25 protein-coding genes (1 of these 25 cut by a window edge) are annotated in these 25,362 nt (G+C 60.2%); 14 read left to right on the top strand and 11 right to left on the bottom strand.

Going from position 1 to position 25,362, the window contains the following annotated elements; translation table 11 throughout:
• Positions 1-288: 288 nt before the first annotated feature.
• The 5 genes from R1A29_RS24440 to dksA all read right to left on the bottom strand — a co-directional run bounded on the left by R1A29_RS24440 (position 289) and on the right by dksA (position 6,363).
• Positions 289-1,725 (bottom strand): sigma-54-dependent transcriptional regulator, encoded by a 1,437-nt coding sequence (locus tag R1A29_RS24440; protein ID WP_438299807.1) that lies wholly within the window; start codon positions 1,723-1,725, stop codon positions 289-291.
• 22 nt (positions 1,726-1,747) lie between these two features.
• Positions 1,748-4,702, bottom strand: coding sequence for a sensor histidine kinase (locus R1A29_RS24435; protein WP_438299806.1), 2,955 nt, complete (start codon positions 4,700-4,702; stop codon positions 1,748-1,750).
• Positions 4,686-4,862, bottom strand: a complete 177-nt coding sequence (locus R1A29_RS24430; protein WP_003176118.1) for a hypothetical protein — start codon at positions 4,860-4,862, stop codon at positions 4,686-4,688. The genes R1A29_RS24435 and R1A29_RS24430 overlap by 17 nt, the downstream gene beginning before the upstream one ends.
• A gap of 77 nt (positions 4,863-4,939) precedes the next feature.
• Positions 4,940-5,836, bottom strand: coding sequence for a tRNA glutamyl-Q(34) synthetase GluQRS (gene gluQRS / locus R1A29_RS24425; RefSeq protein WP_438299805.1), 897 nt, complete (start codon positions 5,834-5,836; stop codon positions 4,940-4,942).
• A gap of 83 nt (positions 5,837-5,919) precedes the next feature.
• A complete protein-coding gene (gene dksA / locus R1A29_RS24420) occupies positions 5,920-6,363 on the bottom strand; it encodes an RNA polymerase-binding protein DksA (RefSeq protein WP_065261594.1) in 444 nt (147 codons plus the stop codon).
• Between the two features lie 333 nt (positions 6,364-6,696).
• Between dksA and R1A29_RS24415 the strand changes: the two genes are divergently transcribed.
• Together R1A29_RS24415 and sfsA are read left to right on the top strand one after the other, a co-directional pair.
• On the top strand, positions 6,697-7,869 hold the full coding sequence (locus tag R1A29_RS24415; RefSeq protein ID WP_085712146.1) for a pyridoxal phosphate-dependent aminotransferase: 1,173 nt from the start codon (positions 6,697-6,699) through the stop codon (positions 7,867-7,869).
• Entirely contained in the window at positions 7,869-8,582 is a 714-nt protein-coding gene (sfsA, locus tag R1A29_RS24410; protein WP_438299804.1) for a DNA/RNA nuclease SfsA, read from the top strand. The genes R1A29_RS24415 and sfsA overlap by 1 nt, the downstream gene beginning before the upstream one ends.
• Here the strand turns inward: sfsA and R1A29_RS24405 are convergent.
• Positions 8,579-8,896: a Rieske (2Fe-2S) protein gene (locus R1A29_RS24405; RefSeq protein WP_085712144.1), complete on the bottom strand. Its 318-nt coding sequence runs from the start codon at positions 8,894-8,896 to the stop codon at positions 8,579-8,581. The two genes, sfsA and R1A29_RS24405, sit on opposite strands and share 4 nt — an antisense overlap.
• A 163-nt stretch (positions 8,897-9,059) precedes the next feature.
• Between R1A29_RS24405 and R1A29_RS24400 the strand changes: the two genes are divergently transcribed.
• The 4 genes from R1A29_RS24400 to R1A29_RS24385 are packed head-to-tail and all read left to right on the top strand — an operon-like array spanning position 9,060 to position 12,603.
• Positions 9,060-9,932: a heme/hemin ABC transporter substrate-binding protein gene (locus tag R1A29_RS24400; protein WP_438299803.1), complete on the top strand. Its 873-nt coding sequence runs from the start codon at positions 9,060-9,062 to the stop codon at positions 9,930-9,932.
• 50 nt (positions 9,933-9,982) lie between these two features.
• Positions 9,983-10,966 carry a FecCD family ABC transporter permease gene (locus R1A29_RS24395; RefSeq protein ID WP_170931651.1) on the top strand — a complete coding sequence of 328 codons (984 nt, stop codon included), beginning with the start codon at positions 9,983-9,985 and terminating at the stop codon, positions 10,964-10,966.
• Positions 10,966-11,733: a heme ABC transporter ATP-binding protein gene (locus R1A29_RS24390; RefSeq protein ID WP_438299802.1), complete on the top strand. Its 768-nt coding sequence runs from the start codon at positions 10,966-10,968 to the stop codon at positions 11,731-11,733. Before R1A29_RS24395 ends, R1A29_RS24390 begins: the two co-directional genes overlap by 1 nt.
• A 21-nt stretch (positions 11,734-11,754) precedes the next feature.
• A complete protein-coding gene (locus R1A29_RS24385; protein WP_438299801.1) occupies positions 11,755-12,603 on the top strand; it encodes a ChaN family lipoprotein in 849 nt (282 codons plus the stop codon).
• A gap of 226 nt (positions 12,604-12,829) precedes the next feature.
• Here the strand turns inward: R1A29_RS24385 and R1A29_RS24380 are convergent, their stop codons facing one another.
• The 4 genes from R1A29_RS24380 to R1A29_RS24365 form a co-directional block, all read right to left on the bottom strand.
• Entirely contained in the window at positions 12,830-13,621 is a 792-nt protein-coding gene (locus R1A29_RS24380; RefSeq protein ID WP_438299800.1) for a Crp/Fnr family transcriptional regulator, read from the bottom strand.
• Positions 13,622-13,636: 15 nt separating this feature from the next.
• The gene (locus R1A29_RS24375) at positions 13,637-13,909 is read right to left on the bottom strand and encodes a TfoX/Sxy family protein (protein ID WP_003228231.1); all 273 of its coding nucleotides are present in this window, start codon (positions 13,907-13,909) and stop codon (positions 13,637-13,639) included.
• Positions 13,910-14,128: 219 nt separating this feature from the next.
• Positions 14,129-14,473, bottom strand: a complete 345-nt coding sequence (locus R1A29_RS24370; protein ID WP_085712138.1) for a pentapeptide repeat-containing protein — start codon at positions 14,471-14,473, stop codon at positions 14,129-14,131.
• Between the two features lie 91 nt (positions 14,474-14,564).
• Positions 14,565-16,121, bottom strand: a complete 1,557-nt coding sequence (locus tag R1A29_RS24365) for an AAA family ATPase (protein ID WP_438299799.1) — start codon at positions 16,119-16,121, stop codon at positions 14,565-14,567.
• 117 nt (positions 16,122-16,238) lie between these two features.
• Here R1A29_RS24365 and mrcB point away from each other — a divergent pair, with 117 nt between their 5' ends.
• From mrcB to R1A29_RS24350, 3 genes are read left to right on the top strand one after another with little or no spacing between them, the layout of a single operon-like run.
• Positions 16,239-18,563, top strand: coding sequence for a penicillin-binding protein 1B (gene mrcB / locus R1A29_RS24360; RefSeq protein WP_438299798.1), 2,325 nt, complete (start codon positions 16,239-16,241; stop codon positions 18,561-18,563).
• Positions 18,564-18,579: 16 nt separating this feature from the next.
• On the top strand, positions 18,580-19,335 hold the full coding sequence (locus tag R1A29_RS24355; protein ID WP_438299797.1) for a tetratricopeptide repeat protein: 756 nt from the start codon (positions 18,580-18,582) through the stop codon (positions 19,333-19,335).
• Positions 19,335-19,670 (top strand): YqcC family protein, encoded by a 336-nt coding sequence (locus R1A29_RS24350; protein ID WP_114885549.1) that lies wholly within the window; start codon positions 19,335-19,337, stop codon positions 19,668-19,670. The genes R1A29_RS24355 and R1A29_RS24350 overlap by 1 nt, the downstream gene beginning before the upstream one ends.
• Positions 19,671-19,688: 18 nt before the next feature.
• On the opposite strand, the gene R1A29_RS24345 is transcribed toward R1A29_RS24350, so the two are convergent.
• Complete coding sequence (locus R1A29_RS24345) at positions 19,689-20,105, bottom strand: DUF4124 domain-containing protein (protein WP_134828123.1); 417 nt, start codon at positions 20,103-20,105, stop codon at positions 19,689-19,691.
• A gap of 400 nt (positions 20,106-20,505) precedes the next feature.
• On the opposite strand from R1A29_RS24345, the gene R1A29_RS24340 reads away from it, so the two are divergent.
• From R1A29_RS24340 to msrP, 5 genes are all read left to right on the top strand, one after another.
• Complete coding sequence (locus tag R1A29_RS24340; RefSeq protein WP_085712358.1) at positions 20,506-22,230, top strand: acetolactate synthase 3 large subunit; 1,725 nt, start codon at positions 20,506-20,508, stop codon at positions 22,228-22,230.
• A gap of 2 nt (positions 22,231-22,232) precedes the next feature.
• Positions 22,233-22,724 (top strand): acetolactate synthase small subunit, encoded by a 492-nt coding sequence (ilvN, locus tag R1A29_RS24335; protein WP_003205610.1) that lies wholly within the window; start codon positions 22,233-22,235, stop codon positions 22,722-22,724.
• A gap of 48 nt (positions 22,725-22,772) precedes the next feature.
• A complete protein-coding gene (ilvC, locus tag R1A29_RS24330) occupies positions 22,773-23,789 on the top strand; it encodes a ketol-acid reductoisomerase (RefSeq protein ID WP_007959661.1) in 1,017 nt (338 codons plus the stop codon).
• 147 nt (positions 23,790-23,936) lie between these two features.
• A complete protein-coding gene (gene pssA, locus R1A29_RS24325) occupies positions 23,937-24,794 on the top strand; it encodes a CDP-diacylglycerol--serine O-phosphatidyltransferase (RefSeq protein ID WP_085712132.1) in 858 nt (285 codons plus the stop codon).
• A gap of 63 nt (positions 24,795-24,857) precedes the next feature.
• Positions 24,858-25,362, top strand: the start of a protein-coding gene (gene msrP, locus R1A29_RS24320; RefSeq protein ID WP_438299796.1) for a protein-methionine-sulfoxide reductase catalytic subunit MsrP. Its footprint extends 509 nt past the window's final position; 505 of the gene's 1,014 nt are visible here — the first part of the coding sequence; the start codon lies at positions 24,858-24,860; its stop codon lies beyond the right edge, outside the window.

Below are 25,362 nucleotides of genomic sequence, written 5' to 3'. Positions count from 1 at the left end.
AGCTGCGCCTCTCGCCGTCTTGTTTTTATTGTGCGTGAGTCGATTCGTCTTATTTTTATTGTCTTGTGCATTGCTTGTTATTGTTCTTGTACCAAACATATAGCAGGGGTCGTGCCAACTTTTGCGAACCCCAATAAAACAAGGGGTTAGGTCGATATAACCGTTTTCGCAGGGCGAAAAAAAGCCGGGGTTTCGTTACCGATAACCCCGGCTTCTGTTACGTGAAAAGACTGAGGTAACAGTTTTTTCACACATTCAACGGTTACCTGCACACTCGACAGGTAACGTTCAGCTCTCGCTGGCGACCCCGGTCTTGCGCCGTGGAATGCCCAGGCGCTGTCGGCGTTCCCACAGGCATTTGCGGCTGACGCCCAGTTTGCGCGCCAGTTCGGTCTCGGTCATGTGGTCCTGATGCTCAAGAACGAAATGCTGGAAGTAGTCTTCCAGCGACAGGTCTTCGGTCGGTTCGTGGCTGCTGTTGCTGGCGTTACCGGCGGGTTGCGCCGGCAGGCCGATGAATTCGTCGTCCTCCAGATCCCCCAGTTCGATGTCGATGCCCAGCAGGTCGGCGGAAATTTCCGGGCTTTCGCTCAGGATGACGGCGCGCTCGACGGCGTTTTCCAGCTCCCGCACGTTACCCGGCCAGGAATAGTGCCGGATCGCCTGTTCGGCATCGGCGGCAAATTTCAGGTCGGTGCGGTTGATGCGTGCGCTCTGACGAGCGAGGAACGCATTGGCGATTTCGTTGACGTCGGCACCACGCTCGCGCAGGGCCGGCAGTTTCAACGCGATCACATGGAGGCGGTAATACAAGTCTTCACGGAACTGGCCGATTTTCGCCAGGCTCTTGAGGTCACGGTGGGTCGCGGCGATCAACCGTACATCGACCTTCTGCGACTGCACCGAGCCGACCCGGCGAATTTCGCCTTCCTGCAATACGCGCAGCAGGCGAGCCTGGGCTTCCAGAGGCAGTTCGCCGATCTCGTCAAGGAACAGCGTGCCGCCGTCCGCCGCTTCCACCAGGCCGGCACGACCGGCGCTGGCACCGGTGAACGCACCTTTCTCGTGCCCGAACAGTTCGGACTCGATCAGGCTTTCCGGAATGGCGGCGCAGTTCACCGAAATCATCGGTGCCTTGGCGCGTTTCGACAGATTGTGCAGGGCGCGGGCCACCAGTTCTTTACCGGTGCCGGATTCGCCCTGGATCAGGACATTGGAGTCCGTCGGGGCGACTTTGCGGATCTTGCCGTAAAGGTCCTGCATCGGAGGGCAGGAGCCGATGATGCCGATTTCGCCGTTGCTGTTGTCGATGGCGGATTTGCCGTTGCCGTTGGCCGATTTGGCAGGAGCTGCTTCGCCGACAGCCGGTGCCGACTGGCGATCACGCAGGATCCGGGCGACGGCCTGAAGCATTTCATCGTGGTCGAAAGGCTTGGCGATGTAATCCACCGCGCCCATCTTCATCGAGTCGACCGCCGAGCGCAGGCTGGCGTAGCTGGTCATGATCAGCACCGGCGTGCCCTGGCCGAGCTTGATCAGCTCGGTGCCCGGAGCACCCGGCAGACGCAGGTCGCTGACGATCAGATCGAATGTGGGAATACTGAAGCGTTCTTGTGCTTCCTGCACTGAACCGGCTTCGCTGACCTGGTACTGGTTGCGTTCCAGCAGGCGGCGCAAGGCGGAGCGGATAATGGTTTCGTCTTCGACGATCAAAATGTGCGGCATTGATTCGATACTCTCGACGGTCTCAGTTCACAGCGGACGTCGCTTCGACATGACGCGGCAATGTCACCCGGATACGGGTGCCGCGCTGGCTCTGAACATCAGCCGGGCTGTCGATGGTGATTTGTCCATAATGCTCTTCAACGATGGAATAGACCAGTGCAAGGCCCAGACCGGTGCCTTCGCCAGGATCCTTGGTGGTAAAGAAAGGTTCGAACAATCGGTCCATGATGCTCGATGGAATGCCGCTGCCTTCGTCCTCGACGATCAGATCGACCGTGTGTTCGCCGGCTTCGCTCTTGACCCGCACCGCACTGCCGGCAGGCGAGGCGTCACGGGCGTTGGAGAGCAGATTGATCAGCACCTGGGCGAGCCGTTGCGGGTCACCTTCGACCCAGTGATCGGGGTCACACAGGTTGTAGAACTGGACTTCGAAATTGCGCCGGTTCAGGGCCAGCAGACCAATGGCATCCTGAGCCACCTCCGCCAGACAGACGGGCTCGTCACTGTGCTGATGGCTGCCGGCGTGGGCGAAACTCATCAGCGACTGGACGATGCGTGACACGCGTTTGGTCTGCTCGAGGATCTGGCCGCTGATTTCCGTCAGTTCGCCGTCTTCTTCGCGTTCTTCCCGCAGGTTTTGCGCAAGGCAGGCAATGCCGGTGATCGGGTTGCCGATTTCATGGGCCACGCCAGCCGCGAGTCGACCAATGCTGGCCAGACGCTCGGAGTGCACCAGTTTGTCTTCGAGCATCTGGGTTTCGGTCAAATCTTCCACCAGCAACACCAGGCCGCTGTTACCTGGCGCCAGCGGCTCGTCGATCGCCGCTTTGTGCAGGTTCAGCCAGCGGGTCTGGCCATCAAGGGTCAGGTGCTGTTTGTGCAGGTGTTCATCGGGCAGGTTGATGAAGCCTTGCAGCAATTCTTTCCACGGATTGGCGATGGTGCTCAGGCGCGATCCGACCACTCGTTGCGCGGCAATCCCGGTCAGTTCTTCCATGGCCTTGTTCCACATCAGGATCTCCTGATCCTTGGCCAGCGAGCAGACGCCCATCGGCAGTTCCTGCAGGGTCTGGCGGTGGTAGCGGCGCAGGGCGTCGAGTTCGGCAGCCAGACCGGTGAGGCGCGAGTGGTAATCCTCGAGGCGGCTTTCGATGAAGTGGATGTCTTCGGTGACGTAGTTTTCGCCGCCGGCCTTGTACGGCAGAAAGGTTTCCACCATGTCCTGGGCCACGCTCGGGCCCATCAGGCCGGACAGGTTGGCTTCGATCCGGTCGCGCAATCGACGCAAGGCATAAGGGCGGCGTTCATCGAAAGGCAGATAGAGGTCGCGCAGCGCCTGTTCGACTTCCTTTTGCGCAGCCTTGGCGCCCAGTGGTTTGGCCAGTTGCGTGGCAAATTCCTGAGGCGAGGCGGCATGCAATTCCCGACGTTGCGGGCGCCGCACGTTATCCACAGCGCAGGCTTCGGCGGCGCTGGCCTCTTCCGGGCTGGCATTGGTGAACAGCGAAATCAAAGTGAACATCAGGACGTTGGCCGCCAGCGAGGCGATTGCCGCCATGTGCCAGCTGGTGTCGTCCAGCACGTAGATCATGTTCAGTAGCGGAATATAGAAACCCTGCAGATTGCCGACCAGCGGCAGCAGCATGGTCACCACCCACACCAGAATCCCCGCCAGCAGCCCGGCAATGAAGCCCCGACGGTTGGCGGTCGGCCAATACAGTACCGACAGCACGCCGGGCAGGAATTGCAAAGTCGCCACGAACGCGACGATGCCGAGGTTGGCCAGATCCTGTTCAGCGCCGAGCATCAGGTAGAAGCAGAAACCGGCCATGATGATCGCAACGATCAGCGCCCGGCGGGTCCATTTCAGCCAGCGGTAGATGTTGCCTTCAGCCGGTGGCTGGTAGAGCGGCAGCACCAGATGGTTCAGGGCCATGCCCGACAGCGCCAGCGTGGTGACGATGATCAGGCCGCTGGCCGCCGACAGACCGCCGACATACGCCAGTAACGCCAGCGACTTGCTGTTGGCGGCGATGCCGATGCCGAGGGTGAAATATTCCGGATTGGTGGTGGCGCCGAGTTTCAGGCCGGCCCAGAGAATCAGCGGCACCGCCAGGCTCATCAGCAGCAGGAACAGCGGCAGGCCCCAGCTCGCGCTGACCAGCGAGCGCGGGTTGAGGTTTTCGGTAAAGGTCATGTGATACATGTGCGGCATCACGATCGCCGAGGCGAAAAACACCAGCAGCAACGTGCGCCAGGGGCCTTCCTGCAGCGGCGTGTGCAGGGCGGCGAGGGCGGTTTGGTTCTGCAACAGCCACAGTTCGAGTTGTTGCGGGCCGTCGAACACACCATACAAGGCATAGAGACCGACGCCGCCGAGAGCGGCCAGTTTGATCACCGATTCGAATGCAATCGCGAACACCAGTCCTTCGTGTTTTTCACGGGTGGCGATATGGCGCGAACCGAAGAAGATCGTGAACAGGATGATCAGCGCACAGAACGCCAGGGCCACGCGATTCTGCACCGGCTCGCCGGTGAGGATGCCAATGGAATCGGCCACGGCCTGAATCTGCAACGCCAGCAACGGCAGTACGCCGATCAGCATGAATATCGTGGTCAGCGCACCGGCCCAGGTGCTGCGGAAGCGGAAGGCGAACAGGTCCGCCAGCGACGAAAGTTGATAGGTGCGGGTGATCTTGAGGATCGGATACAGCAGCACCGGCGCCAGCAGAAACGCACCGGACACCCCGAGATAACTGGACAGAAAGCCGTAGCCGTACTGATAGGCCAGACCCACCGTGCCATAGAACGCCCACGCACTGGCGTAGACCCCCAGCGACAGGGTGTAGGTCAACGGATGGCGAATGATCGCCCGGGGGATCATGCCCCGTTCACTGATCCACGCCACACCGAACAACGCGGCCAGGTAGGCGGCGCTGATCAGCAGCATCTGGGTCAGGCTAAAGCTCATCGGCATCTTTTTGGCTCTGCAGGATGAAGGTCACGACAATCAGGATCAGCCAGAGCAGATAAGGGCGATACCAGGCGCCCGTAGCGTCGATCCACCAATCCATGATGGCGGGAGAAAACAGGTAGATCCCCACGACCAGAAGCAGGACCAAGCGATAGATGTACATCCCGGCCTCTCTTTTTTATGCGCGTGCCCGAAAACGTGCGGCGATGGTAACGGATGGGCGCGCCACTGCAAGTGTCGTCACAGCAGTTGCGCTTCGGGCAGGGTCAGTGTGCGCGGGATTTTCGAGGCATCCCAGTGAGCGCTGCCCCATTTCAGCAGCTCCTGCGGCGAGGCGTGGGCCAGCTCAGGTCCCGGCTCTTGCCCCAATGCACGCAAGGCTCTCAGCAACAATAGTGTGGCCTGATCGGCTTCCAGCGGTGGCGAGCGATAGGACTTGCCGAGCTTGTTGCCGTCCGGCTGGATAATCAACGGCAGGTGCAGGTAGCGCGGTTGGCGCAGGCCCAGCAGTTCTTGCAGATAGAGCTGGCGTGGCGTCGAGTCGAGCAGGTCGGCGCCGCGCACGATGTCGGTGATGCCCTGCCACGCATCGTCCAGCACCACCGCCAGTTGATAGGCGTAGAGGCCGTCGCGGCGGCGGATCACGAAATCACCCACGTCACGACCCAGGTGCTGGCGGTATTCGCCCTGCACCCGGTCGATGAAGTGATATTTCAGCTCCGGCACGCGCAGGCGGATCGCGGCGTCTTCCTGGCCATGGCCGGCATTGCGGCACAGTCCCGGATAAATGCCGTGATAAGGCTCCAGTTGTTTGCGCGAGCAGGTGCAGGCGTACGCCAGGCCGTGATTGAACAGGCTGTCGAGGACCTGGGCGTAGGCTTCGTGTCGGTCGCTCTGACGCACCATCTCGCCATCCCATTCGAAACCGTAGCTCTCCAGCGCCTTGAGAATCGCGGCTTGCGCGCCAGGTTCTTCCCGGGGCGGATCAAGATCTTCCATGCGCACCAGCCATCGGCCGTTCACCGAGCGGGCGTCCAGATAAGAGGCGAGAGCAGCTACCAGCGAACCGAAGTGCAGGTGGCCACTGGGCGTCGGGGCGAAGCGGCCGATGTAGGCGGGGGAGGTGTTGGCAGTCATGAGGGCGATGTTACTTGAAGAGTAAAAAACGGCAGAAACAAAAACGGAGCGTTCGCACGCTCCGTTTTTCGTTCAGGTCGGGATTACTTGCCGACCTGCTTTTCCTTGATTTCCGCAAGGTTCTTGCAGTCGACGCACATGTCGGCGGTCGGACGGGCTTCGAGGCGCTTGACGCCGATCTCGATGCCGCAGGAATCACACCAGCCGTACTCTTCGTCTTCGATCAGTTGCAGGGTCTTGTCGATCTTCTTGATCAGCTTGCGCTCGCGGTCGCGGGCGCGCAGCTCGAGGGCGAACTCTTCTTCCTGGCTGGCACGGTCGGCCGGGTCAGGGAAGTTGGCTGCTTCGTCCTTCATGTGATCAACAGTGCGGTCGACTTCCTGCATCAACTCCTGCTTCCACTTGGACAGGATCTTGGTGAAGTGCGCGCGCATGGGGGCGCCCATGTACTCTTCGCCCTCTTTAGGGACGTAAGGCTCGAAACCGCTGAGTGTCTGACTTGCCTGTTGCTTTGCTTGGGTGGGCATGAAATGGACCGCCTCTACTCTTGTAATCCATTGCGCAGGATTGCTCCATCACCGACACCTGCCGGCCCTGCGGCTGCAAGCGGGCGAACTTACCAGATCAATTCGGCCCGCGCTACTCCCGGATGTCGAGCCCGCGGCCGGCGGTGCCTGCAAATGTTTGCCAAGCCATGTCTGGTGGTGCTGGAGACCTGACAATCACTGATTTTAGTCAATCCTGGAGCGTACGTTTGTCTTGTTACAGTCCAGCGTTCCTGAGGCTGTGACCACTGCGGGTTCTCGCTCGTTCCGGCAGATGGGTAGAATCGTTTCTTTTCACTCGTTGAAGGAAGGCCAATGGCTCAGCCCTACAGTGCGCGCAGTCGTGCGATCGAACCGTTCCATGTGATGGCGTTGCTGGCGCGGGCCAATGAATTGCAGGCCGCCGGCCACGATGTGATCCACCTGGAAATCGGCGAGCCGGACTTCACGACCGCCGAACCGATCATCCGCGCTGGCCAGGCTGCGCTGACGGCGGGCAAGACCCGTTACACCGCAGCGCGTGGGATTCCCGAGCTGCGGGAGGCGATCTCTGGTTTCTACCAGACACGTTATGGTCTGAATATCGATCCGCGGCGGATTCTGATTACACCGGGCGGCTCCGGGGCGCTGTTGCTGGCCAGTGCGTTGCTGGTGGACCCGGGCAAACACTGGCTGCTGGCCGACCCCGGTTATCCGTGCAACCGGCACTTTCTGCGACTGGTCGAGGGCGCGGCGCAGCTCGTTCCTGTCGGGCCGGACGTACGCTATCAACTGACGCCTGATCTGGTGGAGCGCCACTGGGATCACGACAGTGTCGGTGCGCTGGTCGCTTCACCGGCCAATCCGACTGGCACGATTCTGACCCGCGATGAGCTGGCGGGGTTATCCACAGCCATCAAGGCGCGCCACGGGCATCTGGTGGTGGACGAGATCTACCACGGCCTGACCTACGGCACCGATGCCGCCAGCGTGCTGGAAGTCGACGACAGCGCGTTTGTCCTCAACAGTTTCTCCAAATATTTCGGCATGACCGGTTGGCGTCTCGGCTGGCTGGTGGCGCCGGATGCGGCGGTCAGCGAGCTGGAAAAACTCGCGCAGAACCTCTACATCAGCGCACCGAGCATGGCCCAGCATGCTGCGCTGGCCTGTTTCGAGCCGGACACCATTGCGATTCTCGAGGAGCGCCGCGCCGAATTCGGCCGTCGCCGTGATTTCCTGCTGCCAGCATTGCGGGAGTTGGGATTCAATATCGCCGTAGAGCCGGAAGGCGCGTTCTACTTGTATGCCGATATCAGCCAGTTCGGCGGTGATGCCTTCGCGTTCTGCCGGCATTTCCTTGAAACCGAGCACGTGGCGTTTACCCCGGGGCTGGATTTCGGTCGCTATCAGGCCAGTCATCATGTGCGGTTTGCCTACACGCAAAACCTCCCTCGCTTACAGGAAGCAGTGGAGCGCATTGGTCGCGGCTTGAAGAGCTGGCAAGGCTGATGCGCTTTCATCCTCCTCTTGAAGAAGGCCGGTTGATCCGCCGTTACAAGCGCTTTCTCGCTGACATCGAAACCGTTGGCGGCGAACTGCTGACGATTCACTGCCCGAATACCGGCTCGATGCTCAATTGTCAGGTCGAAGGCGGGCAGGTCTGGTTCAGTCGCTCCAATGACCCCAAGCGCAAGCTGCCCGGCACCTGGGAAATCGGCGAAACCCCGCAGGGGCGGCTGTTCTGTGTGAACACCGGGCGCGCCAATGCGCTGGTCGAAGAGGCTTTGCAGGCCGGTGTCATCAGCGAGTTGAACGGGTTTACCGCACTAAAGCGCGAAGTGGCCTACGGACAGGAAAAAAGCCGTATCGACTTTCGCCTCGAATACCCGACAGGTCCGGCGTACGTGGAAGTGAAAAGCGTCACGCTGGGTTTCGACGGTACGGCGGTGGCGGCCTTTCCCGATGCGGTGACAGAGCGCGGTGCCAAGCATTTGCGTGAGCTGGCGCATTTGGCGCGCGACGGGATTCGGGCGGTGCAGTTGTACTGCGTGAATCTGACCGGTATCGAAGCGGTACGCCCGGCCGTGGAAATCGACGCTGCCTACGCCGCTGCCTTGCGTGAGGCGGTGGCGTCCGGCGTCGAGGTGCTGGCTTATGGTGTGCGGTTAAACCATGAGGAAATGTTGATCGATCGTCGCCTGGACGTATTGCTCGACGGTTAAACGTCGACCCACAGCCCTTGGGCATCTTCACGGCAATCGATGGACGTCAGCGATTGCCCGGCGCAGGGGCCCGCCACACATTCACCGTCCTCGATCAGGAACAGTGCGCCGTGTGTGGCGCACTGAATCAGGCTGTTGCTCGGGTCGAGAAACTGGTCGGGTTGCCATTCGAGCCCGACGCCCCGGTGCGGGCAACGGTTGAGGTAGACGTACGCCTGGCCGGCCCGGCGTACGGCGAACAGTTTTTTGCCATCGATCTCGAAACCGCGGCTGGTGGCTTCGAGCAAATCGGCGCCCGTGCACAGAAACTTCATGGCTATCCTCAGGTGTCAGCTCGTGTCCGGATATGTCCGAGCTTGACGTTTAAATGCAAACAATTATCAAATGGCCGCCTTCGCCCGCCGCGCGGTGGCCGCTGCCGAGGATACTTGGCCTGCTGCCCCGATGCCCGGGAAAATCCTATAAAGGAAGCTGTCTATGCGCCTGAGTACCCGCGTTGCCGTGCTGTGTGTCGGACTTTTGGTCAGCTACCAGGCTGCAGCGGCCCAATTGCCGCAACGCTGGGTCAGTGCCGGCGGTGCGTTGTCCGAATGGGTGAGTGCGTTGGGCGGCGAGGCGAAACTGGTGGGCGTGGACACTACCAGTCAGCATCCAGAGTCTCTCAAGTCGCTGCCGAGCATCGGTTATCAGCGCAGTCTGTCGGCGGAAGGCATTCTCAGCCTGCGCCCGGACATCCTGATCGGCACCGAGGAAATGGGCCCGCCACCGGTGATCTCGCAGGTTCGCAGTGCCAAGGTGCAGGTGGAGTTGTTCTCCGCTCAGCCGGACCTGCCGACGCTAGAGAAAAACGTCACCCATCTGGGCCGGTTGCTGGGCGCCGAGACTCAGGCGACTCAGTTGCTGCAAAGTTATCAACAGCAACTTGATGCACAGAAGGCACGAGTGGTTGAGGTGCAGTCGAAACAGAAAGCTCCGGGTGTGCTGTTGCTGCTCGGACATGCCGGCGGCAAACCATTGATTGCCGGCAAGGACACCGCTGCCGACTGGATGCTGCAACAGGCGGGCGGACACAACCTGGCCACTCACACCGGCTACAAGCCGTTTTCCGTGGAATCCCTGGCCGGGCTCGATCCTGAGGTGCTGGTGTTCGCTGATCGTGCGCTGACTGGCGAAGCGGCGAAAGCGGCCTTGTTCAAGGAAAACCCGATCCTCAATTCCAGTCGTGCGGCCAAATCCGGACGAGTGCTGGAGTTGGACCCGACGCTGCTGGTCGGCGGGCTCGGACCGCGTTTGCCTGCTGCGTTGAAAACCCTGTCTGACGGTTTCTATCCGACCCAGAGTAGCCAATGACCACGCTGGTCAAACCCCGTGGCTTGTTCATCGGCCTGATTCTGCTGTGTCTGTTGGCGATCTGGTTGTCGCTGGCTCTGGGGCCGGTCAGCCTGCCGCTGTTCGATACTTTGCGCGCGGCATTGCGCATGATCGGCGTGCCGCTGGCGCCGGACGGGCTGGAGCAGGCTGAGCTGATTCTCGGGCAGATCCGCCTGCCGCGGACACTGCTCGGGTTGGCGGTCGGTGGCGTGCTGGCGTTATCCGGCGTGGCGATGCAGGGCCTGTTTCGCAATCCGTTGGCCGATCCCGGGTTGGTTGGCGTATCCAGTGGCGCTGCTTTAGGCGCGGCGGTGGCGATTGTCGGTGGTTCGTTTTTCGGTGGTCTGCCGGAGTGGTTCGGCCCGTATCTGCTGTCTGTGTGTGCGTTTCTCGGCGGTCTTGGGGTGACGGCGCTGGTCTATCGGCTCGGCCGTCGCAACGGGCAGACCAATGTCGCGACCATGTTGCTGGCGGGCATCGCCCTGACTGCGCTCGCCAGTTCGGCGGTGGGACTTTTTACCTATCTGGCGGATGACGCTACCCTGCGAACCCTGACTTTCTGGAACCTCGGCAGCCTCAACGGTGCGAGTTATGCGCGGTTGTGGCCGCTGCTGATCATCAGCGCCGGCGTCGCGTTGTGGCTTCCGCGCCGGGCGAAGGCTTTGAATGCGTTGTTGCTCGGGGAATCGGAAGCCGGGCATCTGGGGATCGATGTCGAGCGGCTCAAGCGTGAGCTGGTGTTCTGCACGGCGCTGGGTGTCGGTGCCGCGGTGGCGGCGGCGGGGATGATCGGCTTTGTCGGGCTGGTGGTGCCGCATCTGGTGCGTTTGCTCGCCGGGCCGGATCATCGGGTGTTGTTGCCGGCTTCCGTGCTGGCCGGGGCCAGTCTGTTGTTGCTGGCGGATCTGGTAGCGCGGCTGGCACTGGCGCCGGCAGAGTTGCCGATCGGTATCGTCACCGCATTCATCGGTGCGCCGTTCTTCCTTTATCTGTTGTTGCGAGGACGTGCCTGATGCTGCGTGCGCACAATCTGCACATCCGCCGTGGCCGCAAGACGGTACTGGCGGACGTCAGTCTGCAATTGGAACCGGGTGAGGTGCTCGGCGTGCTCGGCCCCAACGGTGCCGGCAAGAGCACGTTGCTCGGAGCGTTGTGCGGTGAACTGAGCGCCAGCGAAGGCAGTGTTCTTCTCGACGGTGAAAACCTTGGCCACTGGGGCGGCACTCAGCGTGCGCAGCGGCTGGCGGTATTGCCCCAGGTGTCGACGCTGGATTTCGCCTTTCGCGTCGAAGAAGTGGTCGGGATGGGGCGTTTGCCTTATCAGACCGGCAGAGTGCGCGACGACGAGATTGTTGCCGACGCATTGGCGGCCGCTGATGCCGGACACCTGAGCGGGCGCAGTTATCTGGCGTTGTCCGGTGGCGAGCGCCAGCGGGTACACCTGGCCCGCGTGCTGGCTCAGTTATGGCCGGGGCAGGCCGGGCAGACCTTGTTGCTGGATGAGCCGACTTCGATGCTCGATCCGCTGCATCAACACACTACGCTGCAAGCCGTGCGCGAGTTTGCCGATCGTGGCGCGGCGGTGATGGTGATCCTGCATGATCTGAACCTGGCGGCGCGCTATTGTGATCGCATCTTGCTGCTTGAAGGCGGGCGCCCGGTGGCGCTGGACACGCCGCAGCAGGTGTTGCGTCCGGAGTCGCTCAAGGCTGTTTTCGGTCTGGAGGTGTTGGTGCAGTCGCACCCGGAGCGCGGGCATCCGCTGATCATCGCCCGCTGATTTCGTCATCGAGGTGAAAGCATGCGTGGGATTTTGCTGTTTGCGGTGTTGTTGCTTGGCGGTTGCCAGCATGTCGCTCCGCCACCGGTCACTGGCGAGATTCGCGACTTGCGTAACGGAACAATGATTACCCCGCGAGAGTTGCTGACGCGTCTGGCCGAGCCGGCGCGGGTGATCGTCGGTGAGCAGCACGACAATGACGATCACCATGCCGTGCAATTGTGGTTGCTGCAGAGTCTGGGCGAAAAGCGCCCACAGGGTAGCCTCTTGCTGGAAATGCTGACCCCCGATCAACAATCGCGGGTTGATGGTGTGCGGCGTGCACCAAAGCCTCCCGCTGATCTTCCGGTCGAGCTGGCATGGCAGGAGGGGTGGGACTGGAATCTCTACGGGCCGATTGTCCGGTTTGCCTTCACGCAACCGTATCCGCTGCTGGCGGCGAATCTCGATAACAGTGAAATTCGTGCGTTCTATCGCCAGCCTCCGGTTCTGCAAGGGGAACGCAGTAACGCCGAGTCGGTGAAAAACGAATTGGCCGGGCAGATCAGTGATTCTCACTGTGGCTTGCTGCCTCAGTCGCAGATGCCGGCGATGCTGGCGGTGCAGCAGCAACGGGATCGGCGGATGGCCACAAGATTGTTGGCGGCGCCTGCGCCGGCGTTGTTGTTCGCGGGTGCGTTCCATGCGCGCAAGGATGTGGGTGTGCCGCTGCATATGCTGGATCTGGGCGCACCCGAAGCGCCGACGGTGCTGATGCTGGCGGAGCAGGGCAGCGAGGTCACGGTGGCCATGGCCGATTATGTCTGGTTCACTCCTGCGACACCGAAGCCTGATTACTGTGCCGAGATGCGCAAACAGTTCGGCCAATGACTTTCCTGCGGGCAAAAAAAGACCCGGAAAAACCGGGTCAAATAACCGTGATTAGCCTGATGAGGAGATAATCTGAGAGTCCGAACCAAGGGCTTTTCAGAATATCGACTGATCTCGCGATCAGTTGTGATAATCATAGCGATTCTCATTAACAAGTCAATGTCTGTTTTTCCATTTCTTTGGTTTCGTCTGGCGAATGGCTGAAAAGCCCTGAAAACACTGGACTTTAGCCTGGACGGACAATTGCTGTGAGCTGCTTGTTGAGCTGGTCGATGCGTCGCGCCATGCTTTCGATCAGGCTGTGGGCGATTTTCGGATTGCTGCGGGTCATGCTCAGAAACTGATCGCCGGGAATCAGCATCACGGTGCTTGGCTCGCAGGTAACGACGGTTGCGTTGCGGGGTTCGCCGGTGAATATCGCCATGGCGCCGAAAATTTCGTCCCTGGGAACTTCGCCGACCTTGTGCCCGTCGACGAACGCTTGTGCATGTCCTTCGATGATCACGAACACGTGATCGGCGGGATCGCCTTCGCGGATCAACACTTCTCCGGCCTCGACCCGTTTAAAGCCATTGGTGCTGCGAAATTCCCGTGGCTTCAGTTCGCCAATCGCATGGGCCAACAGCGCCATCTGGCCCAACAGATAGTGCAGAAACTGCTCCGAGCGCGCAGGTTCTGAATACACATGCTGGAACAAATCGTGTCGACGGAAGGGCAGCAAACTCAATGGCCCGTCGGAGCAAAGAATGCAATCCGCCCAGTCAGGACCCTGCTGCAGGCCAATCAGATCACCTTCTTGCCAATAGAACAGCGCTCGACCTCCGAAGCGGCCATTGATGACGCCGTCCATCAGTAGAAACAGTTGATCGCCCGGCAACCGTGCCATCAGATCATCCGTGGCTCCCAGCTCCAGCAGGGGCCCGCACGGTGCAAGGTCCCGCAGAAATTGACCGGGCAGGTTCTGCAAACGGTTGATCATGGCTTCGGCCGGCGCCGATTGTTCCCCGAGCAGATACATGAAGGTGGGTGCCCGTCAGTTCTTGTGGCGAGAGGAAATGGCTTCGAGCTGTTTGTTCAGAGCGTCCTTGCGTTCGGCGGGAATGTCGTTCCAGTGCACATCCATCAACGCCCCTTCGATCGCATACAACAACACCTTCGACGCCCGGAAACCGCGCGTACGCACGGCCCGATAGGCATCCACGGCGCCCAGGCGACGCAGATCCGAGGCGCTGTGGATGCCCACGGCATGCAGCCATTGCGCCGACGTCTTGCCAAGATTCTTCAGGTGTTGCAGTTCATCATTCATCAAGCCTCCTTGCGACGGCCGAATGGGGCGTGGGCGATCTTCTCAGGAGTGTAGCCATCAGTAGGAAAAGCGTGGTTGTTTGGTCGGATTCGACGCAAAAGCTTCTAAGAAAGGTCAGGTTTTCACTGAAGAATCAGGATGGGGAGGACGCGGGATAGCACAAATGGCACGCAGTCCAGCGCAAAGCGGGGGCGCTGGACGGGTTGGCCTTTCGCAGGCTTAGCGGGTGCGATAGCGCAGGCGGGTACCGAAATTCATCGACATCAGAATTTCGTCTGCACTCAGCTCCGGTGGGAAGTAAGCACCGGAAATCTGCGCGTGGGCCAGGCTGGCGCCCTCCAGGGAGGCGTTGCGAAAGTCGATACCGCGCAGGTCGGCGGAACGGAAGTAGGCGTCCCGGAAATCCACGCCATCAGCATTCAGTTCGCGCAGGTCGAGGCCACGAAAATCACCGCCGACCATGTCGATCGGGCCGTCTTTCGGACGTTCTTTGTTGAAACCGGTTATGTCGTCTTTGTGCAGCAAGGCATACAGCGGGGTGTCGAGAAGTTTCGGCTGGCTCATGTCAGATCACCTGTTGGTTTTATGACGCCAGTATAGTGCCACTATTTGACGGCCGTGAAGCGAGCGAGGGCTTCACGGCCGAAATAGTTTCTTACAGACCTGGCAGGCGCTGGCGGATTTGCGCCACGACGGTATCCAGGGTGCCGGATTCGTTGGTCTGCACGCGTTTGCTGCGCAGGATTTCCTCCGGGGTCAGCGCTTCACGATTGGCCTGCTGGGCCTCGATCACGGCCAGTGTGGCGTCGGACGGATCCTTCTTGTCTGCCTGACGAATCGCCAGCCAGCTCTCGATCACTGCTTGTGGGGCGTTGCAGTCGAGGATCAGGAACGGCGTGCCGGTGGCCTCGGCAACCTTGGCTGCGCTGTCACGTTGTTCGCGCTTGAGGTAAGTGGCATCGATCACCACCGGGAAGCCGGCGTGCAGGATTACTTCGGCGATTTCATGCAGACGAGCATAGGTCGCGGTGCTGGCGTCGGCGCTATAAATGCCGGCCTGAACATCATTGGCGACGGTTTGCTCACCGAACAGACGCTTGCGCTCTACATCGGAACGCAGGCGAATCGCGCCCAGTGCTTCGACCAGACGCATGGCCACGTGGCTTTTGCCTACAGCGGATACGCCGTGGGTGATCGCCATGAAGCGCGAAGGAATGGTGCTGTAGCTTTCTGCCAGGTTGGCGTAGTTGCGGTACTGGCGCAGGGTGGTGGCGCGCTGCACCGGCGTTGCGTCGGCAGGCATGCTGAACAGGGCCACTTTCGCACGCACCAGTGCCCGGTAAGCCTTATAGAAGTTCAACACTTCCAGGCCCTGGTAGTCACCGGTCAGCTCCAGGTACTGGCTGATGAAGCGACGGGCCAGGGATTTCAGGCCGCGGTCTTCCAGGTCCATCGCCAGGAAGCCAGTGTCGGCCCAGACGTCGGTGAAGCGGAACGGCTCGTTGAATTCGATGCAGTCGAAGATCACCACTTTACCGTCGATCAGCGTGGCGTTGCCCAAGTGAATGTCACCGTGGCATTCGCGGGTGAAACCTTCGGCCTTGCGCTGGGCGAACAGGGGCTTCAAACGTTCGAAGCTGCTTTCGGCCCAGGCTTGCAGGGCATCCAGTTGCAGCAGGTCGGCTTTGTCGCTGAGGAACGGCAGGATCTGCTCGAAGTTCTGGCGAACCGGCGCCATCACGCTTTCCGGAGTACCGGCATCGTGCTCGGCCGGGACTTTCGGCGCGCTGAGGTGGAAACGGGCAATCTGCTCGGCCATTTCGTCGATGTGCGTGGTGGTCAGCTCGCCATTGGCCTGCAGGGTGCTCAGCAGACCGGTCTGCGGGAACTGGCGCATTTTCAGCACGTATTCGATAGCCGGGCCTTCGCCACCCAGTTGCGGGGCTTCGACAGTGCCGGTGACTGGAATCACTTCCAGATACAAATCTTCGGTCAGGCGCTGGTTGAGGCGCAGTTCTTCGCCACAGAAGTGCTCGCGGGATTCGAGGCTGGTGAAGTCGAGAAAGCCGAAGTTCACGGGCTTCTTCACTTTATAAGCGTAAGGACCGGTGAGCAGAACCCACGAGATATGGGTTTCGATGACCTGGAACCCTTCGACAGGGTGCGGGTATAGGGCCGGGTTTTGCAGGGCAGCGATCAGGGACTGGCTCACAGGCGATCCTTCAGAGACTGGGGAAATTCGAGGTCGCCATTATGGCCGCTCGCCAGCCCGACGCAAACCTCGGAGCGCTCCTGTTGAGTATGAATAAAGTGCGTATAATCCGCCGCCATGACTCGTACTCGATCCCCCCGCCCTCCTAAAAAACCACCTTCCCGGGGCCTGCGCCCATGGTTGGGCTGGGCCCTGAAACTCAGTCTGGTCGGTCTTGTGGTACTGGCCGGCTTCGCCGTTTACCTCGATGCCGTGGTGCAGGAGAAGTTCTCCGGCAAGCGCTGGACCATCCCGGCCAAGGTATACGCGCGGCCGCTCGAGCTGTTCGTCGGACAGAAGCTGAGCAAGGACGACTTCCTCACTGAACTCGATGCCCTGGGCTATCGCCGCGAAGCCGTGAGCAACGGCCCCGGCGCGGCGGCGGTCAACGGCAACACCGTCGATTTGAACACCCGTGGTTTCCAGTTCTATGAAGGACTGGAAAAACCGCAGCCAGTGCGCGTGCGGTTCTCCGGTGACTACGTGGCCGAGCTCTCGGCGACGAACGGTTCGAAGCTGTCGGTGGTGCGTCTGGAGCCGCTGCTGATCGGCGGTATCTACCCGAAAAACCTTGAAGACCGGATTCTGATCAAGCTCGATCAGGTGCCACCGTACCTGCTGGAAACCCTGGTCGCCGTGGAAGACCGGGATTACTACAGTCACTGGGGCGTGTCGCCGAAGTCGATTGCCCGGGCGATCTGGGTCAACACCTCCGGCGGCAAGATGACCCAGGGCGGCAGTACGTTGACCCAGCAACTGGTCAAGAACTTCTACCTCACCAACGAACGCAGCCTGACCCGCAAGCTCACCGAAGCGATGATGGCGATGCTGCTTGAGCTGCATTACGACAAGAAGGAAATTCTTGAGGCTTACCTCAACGAAGTCTTCGTCGGTCAGGATGGCCAGCGTGCGGTGCACGGTTTCGGTCTGGCCAGCCAGTTCTTCTTCGGCCAGCCATTGTCCGAGCTGAAACTGCATCAGGTCGCACTATTGGTCGGCATGGTTAAAGGTCCTTCCTATTACAACCCGCGGCGCAATCCGGAGCGGGCGCTGGAGCGACGTAATCTGGTGCTCGACGTGCTTGAGCAGCAGGGTGTCGCTTCCGCCGAACAGGTCGAGGCTGCGAAGAAAATGCCGCTGGGCGTGACCTCGCGCGGCAAGCTGGCCGACAGTTCATTCCCGGGCTTCATCGACCTGGTTAAGCGCCAGTTGCGTGAAGACTACCGCGACGAAGACTTGACCGAGGAAGGTCTGCGGATCTTCACCAGTTTCGACCCGATTCTGCAGATGAAAGCCGAAGCCTCGGTGAATGACACCTTCAAGCGTCTGTCGGGCCGCAAGGGCGCCGACGATGTGGAAGCCGCAATGGTCGTGACCAATCCGGAAACCGGTGAAGTCCAGGCGATGATCGGTAGCCGTCAGGCCAGTTACGCCGGGTTCAACCGGGCTCTGGATGCGGTGCGACCGATCGGCTCGCTGGTCAAACCTGCGGTTTATCTGACCGCACTGGAAAAGCCGAGCCAGTACACGCTCACCAGTTGGCTGTCGGACGACCCGCTTTCCATCAAGGGCGCGGACGGTCAGGTCTGGAAACCGCAGAACTACGATCGTCGCTCCCACGGTACGGTGTTCCTTTATCAAGGGCTGGCGCACTCCTACAACCTGTCGACCTCGCGTCTCGGGTTGGCGGTAGGCGTTCCGAATGTCCTCAAGACCATCGGGCGACTGGGTGTAACCCGGGAGTTCCCTGCATTCCCGTCGATGCTGCTGGGTGCCGGTGGCATGACACCGATCGAAGTGGCGACCATGTACCAGACCCTCGCCAACGGTGGTTTCAATACGCCGATGCGCGGGATTCGCAGCGTGCTGACGGCCGAAGGCGAGCCGCTCAAGCGTTATCCGTTCCAGATCGAACAGCGGTTCGATCCTGCCTCGATCTACCTGATCCAGAACGCCATGCAGCGCGTCATGCGTGAAGGTACCGGCAGCTCGGTTTACAACGTATTGCCCAAGACCCTGACACTGGCCGGCAAGACCGGTACCAGTAACGATTCGCGAGACAGCTGGTTCGCCGGTTTCAGTCAGGACTTGCTGGCGGTGGTCTGGCTCGGTCGCGACGATAACGGCAAGACACCGTTCACAGGTGCTACCGGTGCGTTGCAGGTTTGGACCAGCTTCATGCGCAAGGCCGATCCGCTGCCACTGGACATGCCGCAGCCGGATAACGTGGTTCAAGCGTGGGTCGATTCGCGGACAGGCCAGGGTTCTGATGCCAACTGTCCGGGCGCCGTGCAGATGCCGTATATTCGCGGCAGCGAACCGCCACCCGGCGCGTCCTGTGCGGGTGAAAGCCCGGCGTCGGGCGAATCGGTGATGGATTGGGTCAAGGGCTGGATGAATTAAGCGAAGAGGGTTTCAAGTGAACAAGTGGTTGATTCCAGCGGTGACCGCCGTGGCTTTGCTCAGCGGCTGCTCCACCGTACAGCGTGGTTCGATCCCGGTGGTGGATGCGGGGACGACCGTGTCCAACAGCGAGCGTCTTTCGGCCAATGGCGGCTTCCGCAAGACGACGGTGAAACGACCTGTGCAGGGGCAGGCGCAATCGCAGGCTATCCCGCAAGGCGATACCGGCGTGGTGGTGATGGTTCCGGGTGGCGGCGCCACAACATCGGCGCCGATCAGCACATCGCCGATCGTTCCGGGGCCGGCCTCAGGTGGCATTACGCCGGGGCCATACAACCCTTCGCCGGTCGAGTCCGCGCCGATCAGCTCCGGCAGTTACAGCATGCCTTCGACGCCGAGCGGTATTCCTTCGGCCAGCAGCGGAGGCGGTCTGTCTGCCGATGAGCAACTGGACGGCCCGGTGCTTGCCCTGCTGAGCACGGCGCAGCAACAACAGGCTGGCGGCGACCTGAATGGCGCTTCTTCCAGCCTTGAGCGCGCTCAACGCGTAGCTCCGCGTGAGCCGCAAGTGCTTTACCGCCTGGCACAAGTGCGCATGGCTCAGGGCGATGCCCCGCAAGCCGAGCAAACCGCCCGCCGCGCGCTGACCATGGCCAATGGTCGTCCGGACTTGCAGGCCAGCCTGTGGGAACTGATCGCTCAGGCGCGTGAGAAACAAGGTGATTCCGCCGGCGCCGCACTGGCCCGTCAGAAGGCCAAGGTTTCGCTGTGATGGACGCTCGCTTTTCGAAAGTCGCCGATCAACTGTTGTTGATCGAGCGCGAACTGCGTGCCCAGGGCTGGTGGGATGACGTCCAGCCTTCGGTCGAAGCCTTGAGCAGTGTCGAGCCGTTTTCGGTTGACACCCTCGATTTCGAACAGTGGCTGCAATGGATCTTCCTGCCGCGGATGAAGATGATCCTCGAACAGAACTTGCCATTGCCCAATGCCTCGGGCATTCAGGAAATGGCCGAAATGGTCTTCGCCCAACGCAACCTGCAGGGCAAGGACCGGCAGCTGCAGGTGTTGCTCAAAGAGTTCGACCTGCTGATCACTGCTTCGCGCTGAACGGTCGACTGCCAGTGATCACTGGCAGTTTTCGGCGATCTGTTTCTGCGTCTCTGCGATACGCTCCTGACGTTGCGTATCGCTCAGCCGACGCAACTCCCCCTCGGTCTCCTCCCTCAGGCGCGGATTGTTCTGCAGCTGCGCCAGGTTTGTGCGCGCCTGTTCGCAGAAGGTCTTGAGCTGAGCCTGTTGCTCGGCGACCTGTTTCCTGACCTTGTCGTCGATGGCTTTCTGATCGCCCAGCGCACCGCTGCCGGGCATTGCAGTCGGGCGCGGAGAGGGCGAGGGCGGCGTTTGCAGGGTGGTCGCCGATTGCCCCTGCGGCGGCTGCGCATCGAAGTGTGTGACACCTTGGGCATCGACCCATTTGTAGATCTGACCGGCCATGCACCAGGGGCTGAGGCCGATCAGCAGTATGACGAGGAGCGTTCGCATGCTGATTCCTTGGCAAAATTGCGCAATTGACGCTAACAGAGTAGCGCTTTTCAGGTTTTTTCTTGCGTTCTCATGTGCTTACCCACAATTAAGCACATTGACGGCTTGACTTGGAGAGGGCGAAACAGAAGAATCCAAAGTCCGCTGTACAGGGACTGCCAGAAGCAGACCCTCTCGGCAGATCATGAGGCGCATATCCGCGTCGACCTGTTACACCCGCAACGCGTTACCTCGCGCTGGGTGGGAAAGGCCCGCAACACTTGGGACGATCCCAATACTTGCTCAGTCAGTGCTGACGTAGTCGGCGACCACCGTCGCTCATGCTCTGCCGAGAAGTAAACCTATTAAGACCCGTTCGCCTTTTTGTGGACGGTATTCTGGCGTTTTAGAGGTGAACAACGTGGAGCTTTTATCTGGCGGTGAGATGCTCGTCCGCTTCTTGCGTGACGAAGGCGTCAAATATATCTACGGGTACCCGGGTGGTGCTCTCCTTCATGTTTACGATGCCCTGTTCAAAGAACCGGAAGTGACCCACATCCTGGTTCGTCACGAACAAGCGGCTACCCATATGGCTGACGGCTACGCCCGTGCCACCGGTAAAGCCGGCGTGGTATTGGTGACTTCCGGTCCAGGCGCCACAAACGCCATCACCGGTATTGCCACGGCCTACATGGACTCGATTCCAATGGTGATCATTTCCGGTCAGGTGCCAAGCACCATGGTCGGCACCGACGCGTTCCAGGAAACCGACATGATCGGTATCTCCCGGCCGATCGTGAAGCACAGCTTCATGATCAAGCACGCGTCGGAAATCCCGGAAGTCATGAAGAAAGCCTTCTACCTGGCGCAATCCGGTCGTCCGGGCCCGGTCGTGGTCGATATCCCGAAAGACATGACCAACCCGGCCGAGAAGTTCGAATACATCTTCCCGAAGAAAGCCAAACTGCGTTCCTACAGCCCGGCCGTTCGCGGTCACTCCGGGCAAATCCGCAAGGCGGCAGAAATGCTCCTGGCGGCCAAGCGTCCCGTGCTCTACTCCGGCGGTGGTGTGATTCTCGGCAACGGCTCCGCGCCGCTGACCGAACTGGCGCAAATGCTCAACCTGCCGGTCACCAATACCCTGATGGGCCTGGGTGGCTATCCTGGCACTGACCGTCAGTTCATCGGCATGCTCGGCATGCACGGCAGCTATACCGCGAACCTGGCGATGCACCATGCCGACGTGATCCTGGCAGTCGGTGCGCGTTTCGACGATCGCGTGATCAACGGTGCGCCGAAGTTCTGCCCGAACGCCAAGATCATCCACATCGACATCGACCCGGCTTCGATTTCCAAGACCATCAAGGCCGACGTGCCAATCGTGGGTCCGGTGGAGAGCGTCCTGACCGAAATGGTCGCGATCCTCAAGGAAATCGGCGAAACCCCGAACAAGGAAGCGGTCACCAGTTGGTGGAAGCAGGTCGATGAGTGGCGCGGTGATCGCGGCCTGTTCCCTTACGACAAGGGTGACGGCAGCAAGATCAAGCCGCAGACCGTGATCGAAACCCTGTGCGAAGTGACCAAGGGCGACGCCTTTGTGACCTCCGACGTGGGCCAGCACCAGATGTTCGCTGCGCAGTACTACAAGTTCAACAAGCCGAACCGCTGGATCAACTCCGGTGGCCTGGGCACGATGGGCTTTGGTCTGCCAGCCGCAATGGGTATTGCCTTGAGCTTCCCCGAGTCTGACGTTGCGTGCGTCACCGGTGAGGGCAGCATCCAGATGAACATCCAGGAGCTGTCGACCTGCCTGCAATACGGTTTGCCGGTGAAAATCGTGATCCTGAACAACGGTGTACTGGGCATGGTGCGTCAGTGGCAGGACATGAGCTACGGCAGCCGTCACTCGCATTCGTACATGGAGTCGCTGCCTGATTTCGTCAAGCTGGCCGAGGCCTATGGTCACGTCGGCGTGCGCATCACCGAATCGAAAGATTTGAAGTCGAAGATGGAAGAAGCGTTCGCCCTGAAGGATCGCCTGGTCGTGATCGATATTTCGGTCGACACCAGCGAGCACGTCTACCCGATGCAGATCAAAGACGGCTCGATGCGCGATATGTGGCTGAGCAAGACGGAGCGTACCTAATCATGCGGCACATTATTTCCTTGCTTCTGGAAAACGAACCCGGTGCTTTGTCTCGCGTAGTCGGCCTGTTCTCGCAGCGCAACTACAACATCGAAAGCCTGACCGTGGCGCCAACCGAAGACCCGACCCTGTCGCGTCTGACGCTGACCACTGTCGGCCACGATGAAATCATCGAGCAGATCACCAAAAACCTGAACAAGCTGATCGAAGTGGTCAAGCTGGTGGACCTGTCGGAAAGTGCTCACATCGAGCGCGAACTGATGCTGGTCAAGGTCAAGGCCACTGGCGCCCAGCGCGCCGAGATCAAACGCACCACCGATATTTACCGTGGACAGATCGTCGACGTCAGCGCCAGCGTGTATACCGTTCAACTGACCGGTACCAGCGACAAGCTCGACAGCTTCATTCAGTCCATCGGCACCGCATCGATTCTGGAAACCGTCCGCAGCGGCGTTACCGGTATTGCCCGCGGCGACAAAGTACTCAGCATCTAAACCAAATTAGCGATTGGCCTGAACGGCCTGGATATAAAGGGGAAATTCATGAAAGTTTTCTACGATAAAGACTGCGACCTGTCGATCATCCAGGGCAAGAAAGTTGCCATCATCGGTTACGGCTCCCAGGGCCACGCTCAAGCGTGCAACCTGAAAGACTCCGGTGTCGACGTTACCGTCGGTCTGCGTAAAGGTTCGGCCACCGTTGCCAAGGCAGAAGCCCACGGCCTGAAAGTGACCGACGTGGCTGCCGCTGTTGCCGGCGCCGACCTGGTCATGATCCTGACCCCGGACGAGTTCCAGTCCCAGCTGTACAAGAACGAAATCGAGCCGAACATCAAGAAAGGCGCCACCCTGGCCTTCTCCCACGGCTTCGCGATCCACTACAACCAGGTTGTTCCGCGTGCCGACCTCGACGTGATCATGATCGCGCCGAAAGCCCCGGGCCACACCGTACGTTCCGAATTCGTGAAGGGCGGCGGTATTCCTGACCTGATCGCGATCTACCAGGACGCCTCGGGCAACGCCAAGAACGTTGCACTGTCCTACGCCGCCGGCGTGGGTGGCGGTCGTACCGGCATCATCGAAACCACCTTCAAGGACGAGACCGAAACCGACCTGTTCGGCGAACAAGCCGTTCTGTGTGGCGGTACCGTTGAACTGGTAAAAGCCGGTTTCGAAACCCTGGTTGAAGCTGGCTACGCGCCGGAAATGGCCTACTTCGAGTGCCTGCACGAACTGAAACTGATCGTTGACCTCATGTACGAAGGCGGTATTGCCAACATGAACTACTCGATCTCCAACAACGCTGAATACGGCGAGTACGTGACTGGTCCGGAAGTGATCAACGCCGAATCCCGTCAGGCCATGCGCAACGCCCTGAAACGTATTCAGGACGGCGAATACGCCAAAATGTTCATCAGCGAAGGCGCAACCGGCTACCCTTCGATGACCGCCAAGCGTCGTAACAACGCCGCTCACGGTATCGAAATCATCGGCGAGCAACTGCGCTCCATGATGCCGTGGATCGGTGCCAACAAGATCGTCGACAAAGCCAAAAACTAAGTCTTCGACCCTTGTAAGAAAAAACGCGGCCTTGGCCGCGTTTTTTCGTATGGGCGGGCGGTTCTGGTATAAAGCTGCATCGTTTGTGGCCGAACCGTCGTCCCAGACACCTGTCGAAAATGTCCAATCCGTTGCAAGGTAATGTCCATGAGCGAACGTCCCGAAGAGCCGAACCAGGCTTCAGACGCCGAAAGCCTGCTGCCCATCGATGAACATGTCGAAGAAGGGCATGACGCAGAAGGTCGTAAAGTCCGGCATCGTGGTATCTATCTGCTGCCGAACCTGTTCACCACTGCGAATCTGTTCGCGGGGTTTTATTCCATCATCAATTCGATGAGTGCCCAGGCCGCCTTGAGCGCCGGTGATTCGGCGAATGCGAGCAAGTACTTCGCCTTCGCGGCCATCGCGATCTTCGTCGCCATGGTGCTCGATGGTCTCGACGGCCGCGTGGCACGCATGACCAACACGCAAAGTGCATTCGGTGCCGAGTACGACTCGCTGTCGGACATGGTTGCCTTTGGCGTTGCGCCGGCATTGCTGGCATTCGGTTGGGCCCTGGGTGACATGGGCAAGGTCGGCTGGATGGTCGCCTTCATCTATGTGGCGGGTGCGGCGTTGCGTCTGGCGCGCTTCAACACTCAGGTCGGCACTGCCGACAAGCGCTACTTCATCGGCCTGGCCAGCCCGGCTGCTGCCGGTGTGGTAGCGGGGATTGTCTGGGCATTCAGCGACTACGGAATCCAGGGTTCGAAGATGTCGTTCCTCGTTGCATTGATGGTAGCGGCTGCCGGCATGCTGATGGTCAGCAACATCAAATACAACAGCTTCAAGGAGCTGGATCTGAAAGGGCGCGTGCCATTCGTTGCGATTCTGGCGGTGGTGCTGGTGTTCGCCGTGGTGTTCAGTGATCCTCCGCGTATCCTGCTGCTGGTGTTCCTCGCCTATGCGGCTTCGGGCCCGGTGCAGTACCTGTTGCATCTTCGTCGCCACAAAAACGTCGAGTGATGTAATTTCCCTCATACTCCGCAGTCTATGGGTGCATCTGTCCTCCAAAACTGCGGAGTTGTCATGCTGATCAAATTCCCCAAAGCGTCCGACTGCCACGAGTCGGACGTCACGCCTGAATCCATTTATCTCTCTCGCCGACAATTGCTCGGTGCTACGGCGGCCGGCCTGGCTGTGAGCAGTCTGCCGCGTTGGGCCAGTGCCGAAGAGGCGGCCCGTTATGCCGATGTCGAGCCCGGACACGCGCCCGCCTGGTTTGCCGAGAAGCAGCCTTCTATTAAATGGGGGGCCGTGAACGTCAAGGATGAGGCGATCACGCCCTATAAGGACGCGACCCACTACAACAACTTCTATGAGTTCGGCACCGACAAGGGTGACCCGGCGGCGAATGCCGGATCGCTGAAGACCGAACCGTGGAGTGTGGTGGTGGACGGGGAGGTGGGTAAGCCGGGGCGCTATGCACTGGAAGACTTCATGAAACCTTACCAGTTGGAGGAGCGCATCTATCGCCTGCGTTGTGTCGAGGCGTGGTCGATGGTCATTCCCTGGATCGGCTTTCCCATTTCGG

The organism is Pseudomonas sp. NMS19W, from assembly GCF_051554255.1.
GTDB lineage: Bacteria > Pseudomonadota > Gammaproteobacteria > Pseudomonadales > Pseudomonadaceae > Aquipseudomonas > Aquipseudomonas kribbensis.
The sequence above is the reverse complement of the archived record's forward strand: the minus strand, read 5'-3'. Positions and strand labels throughout refer to the sequence as shown.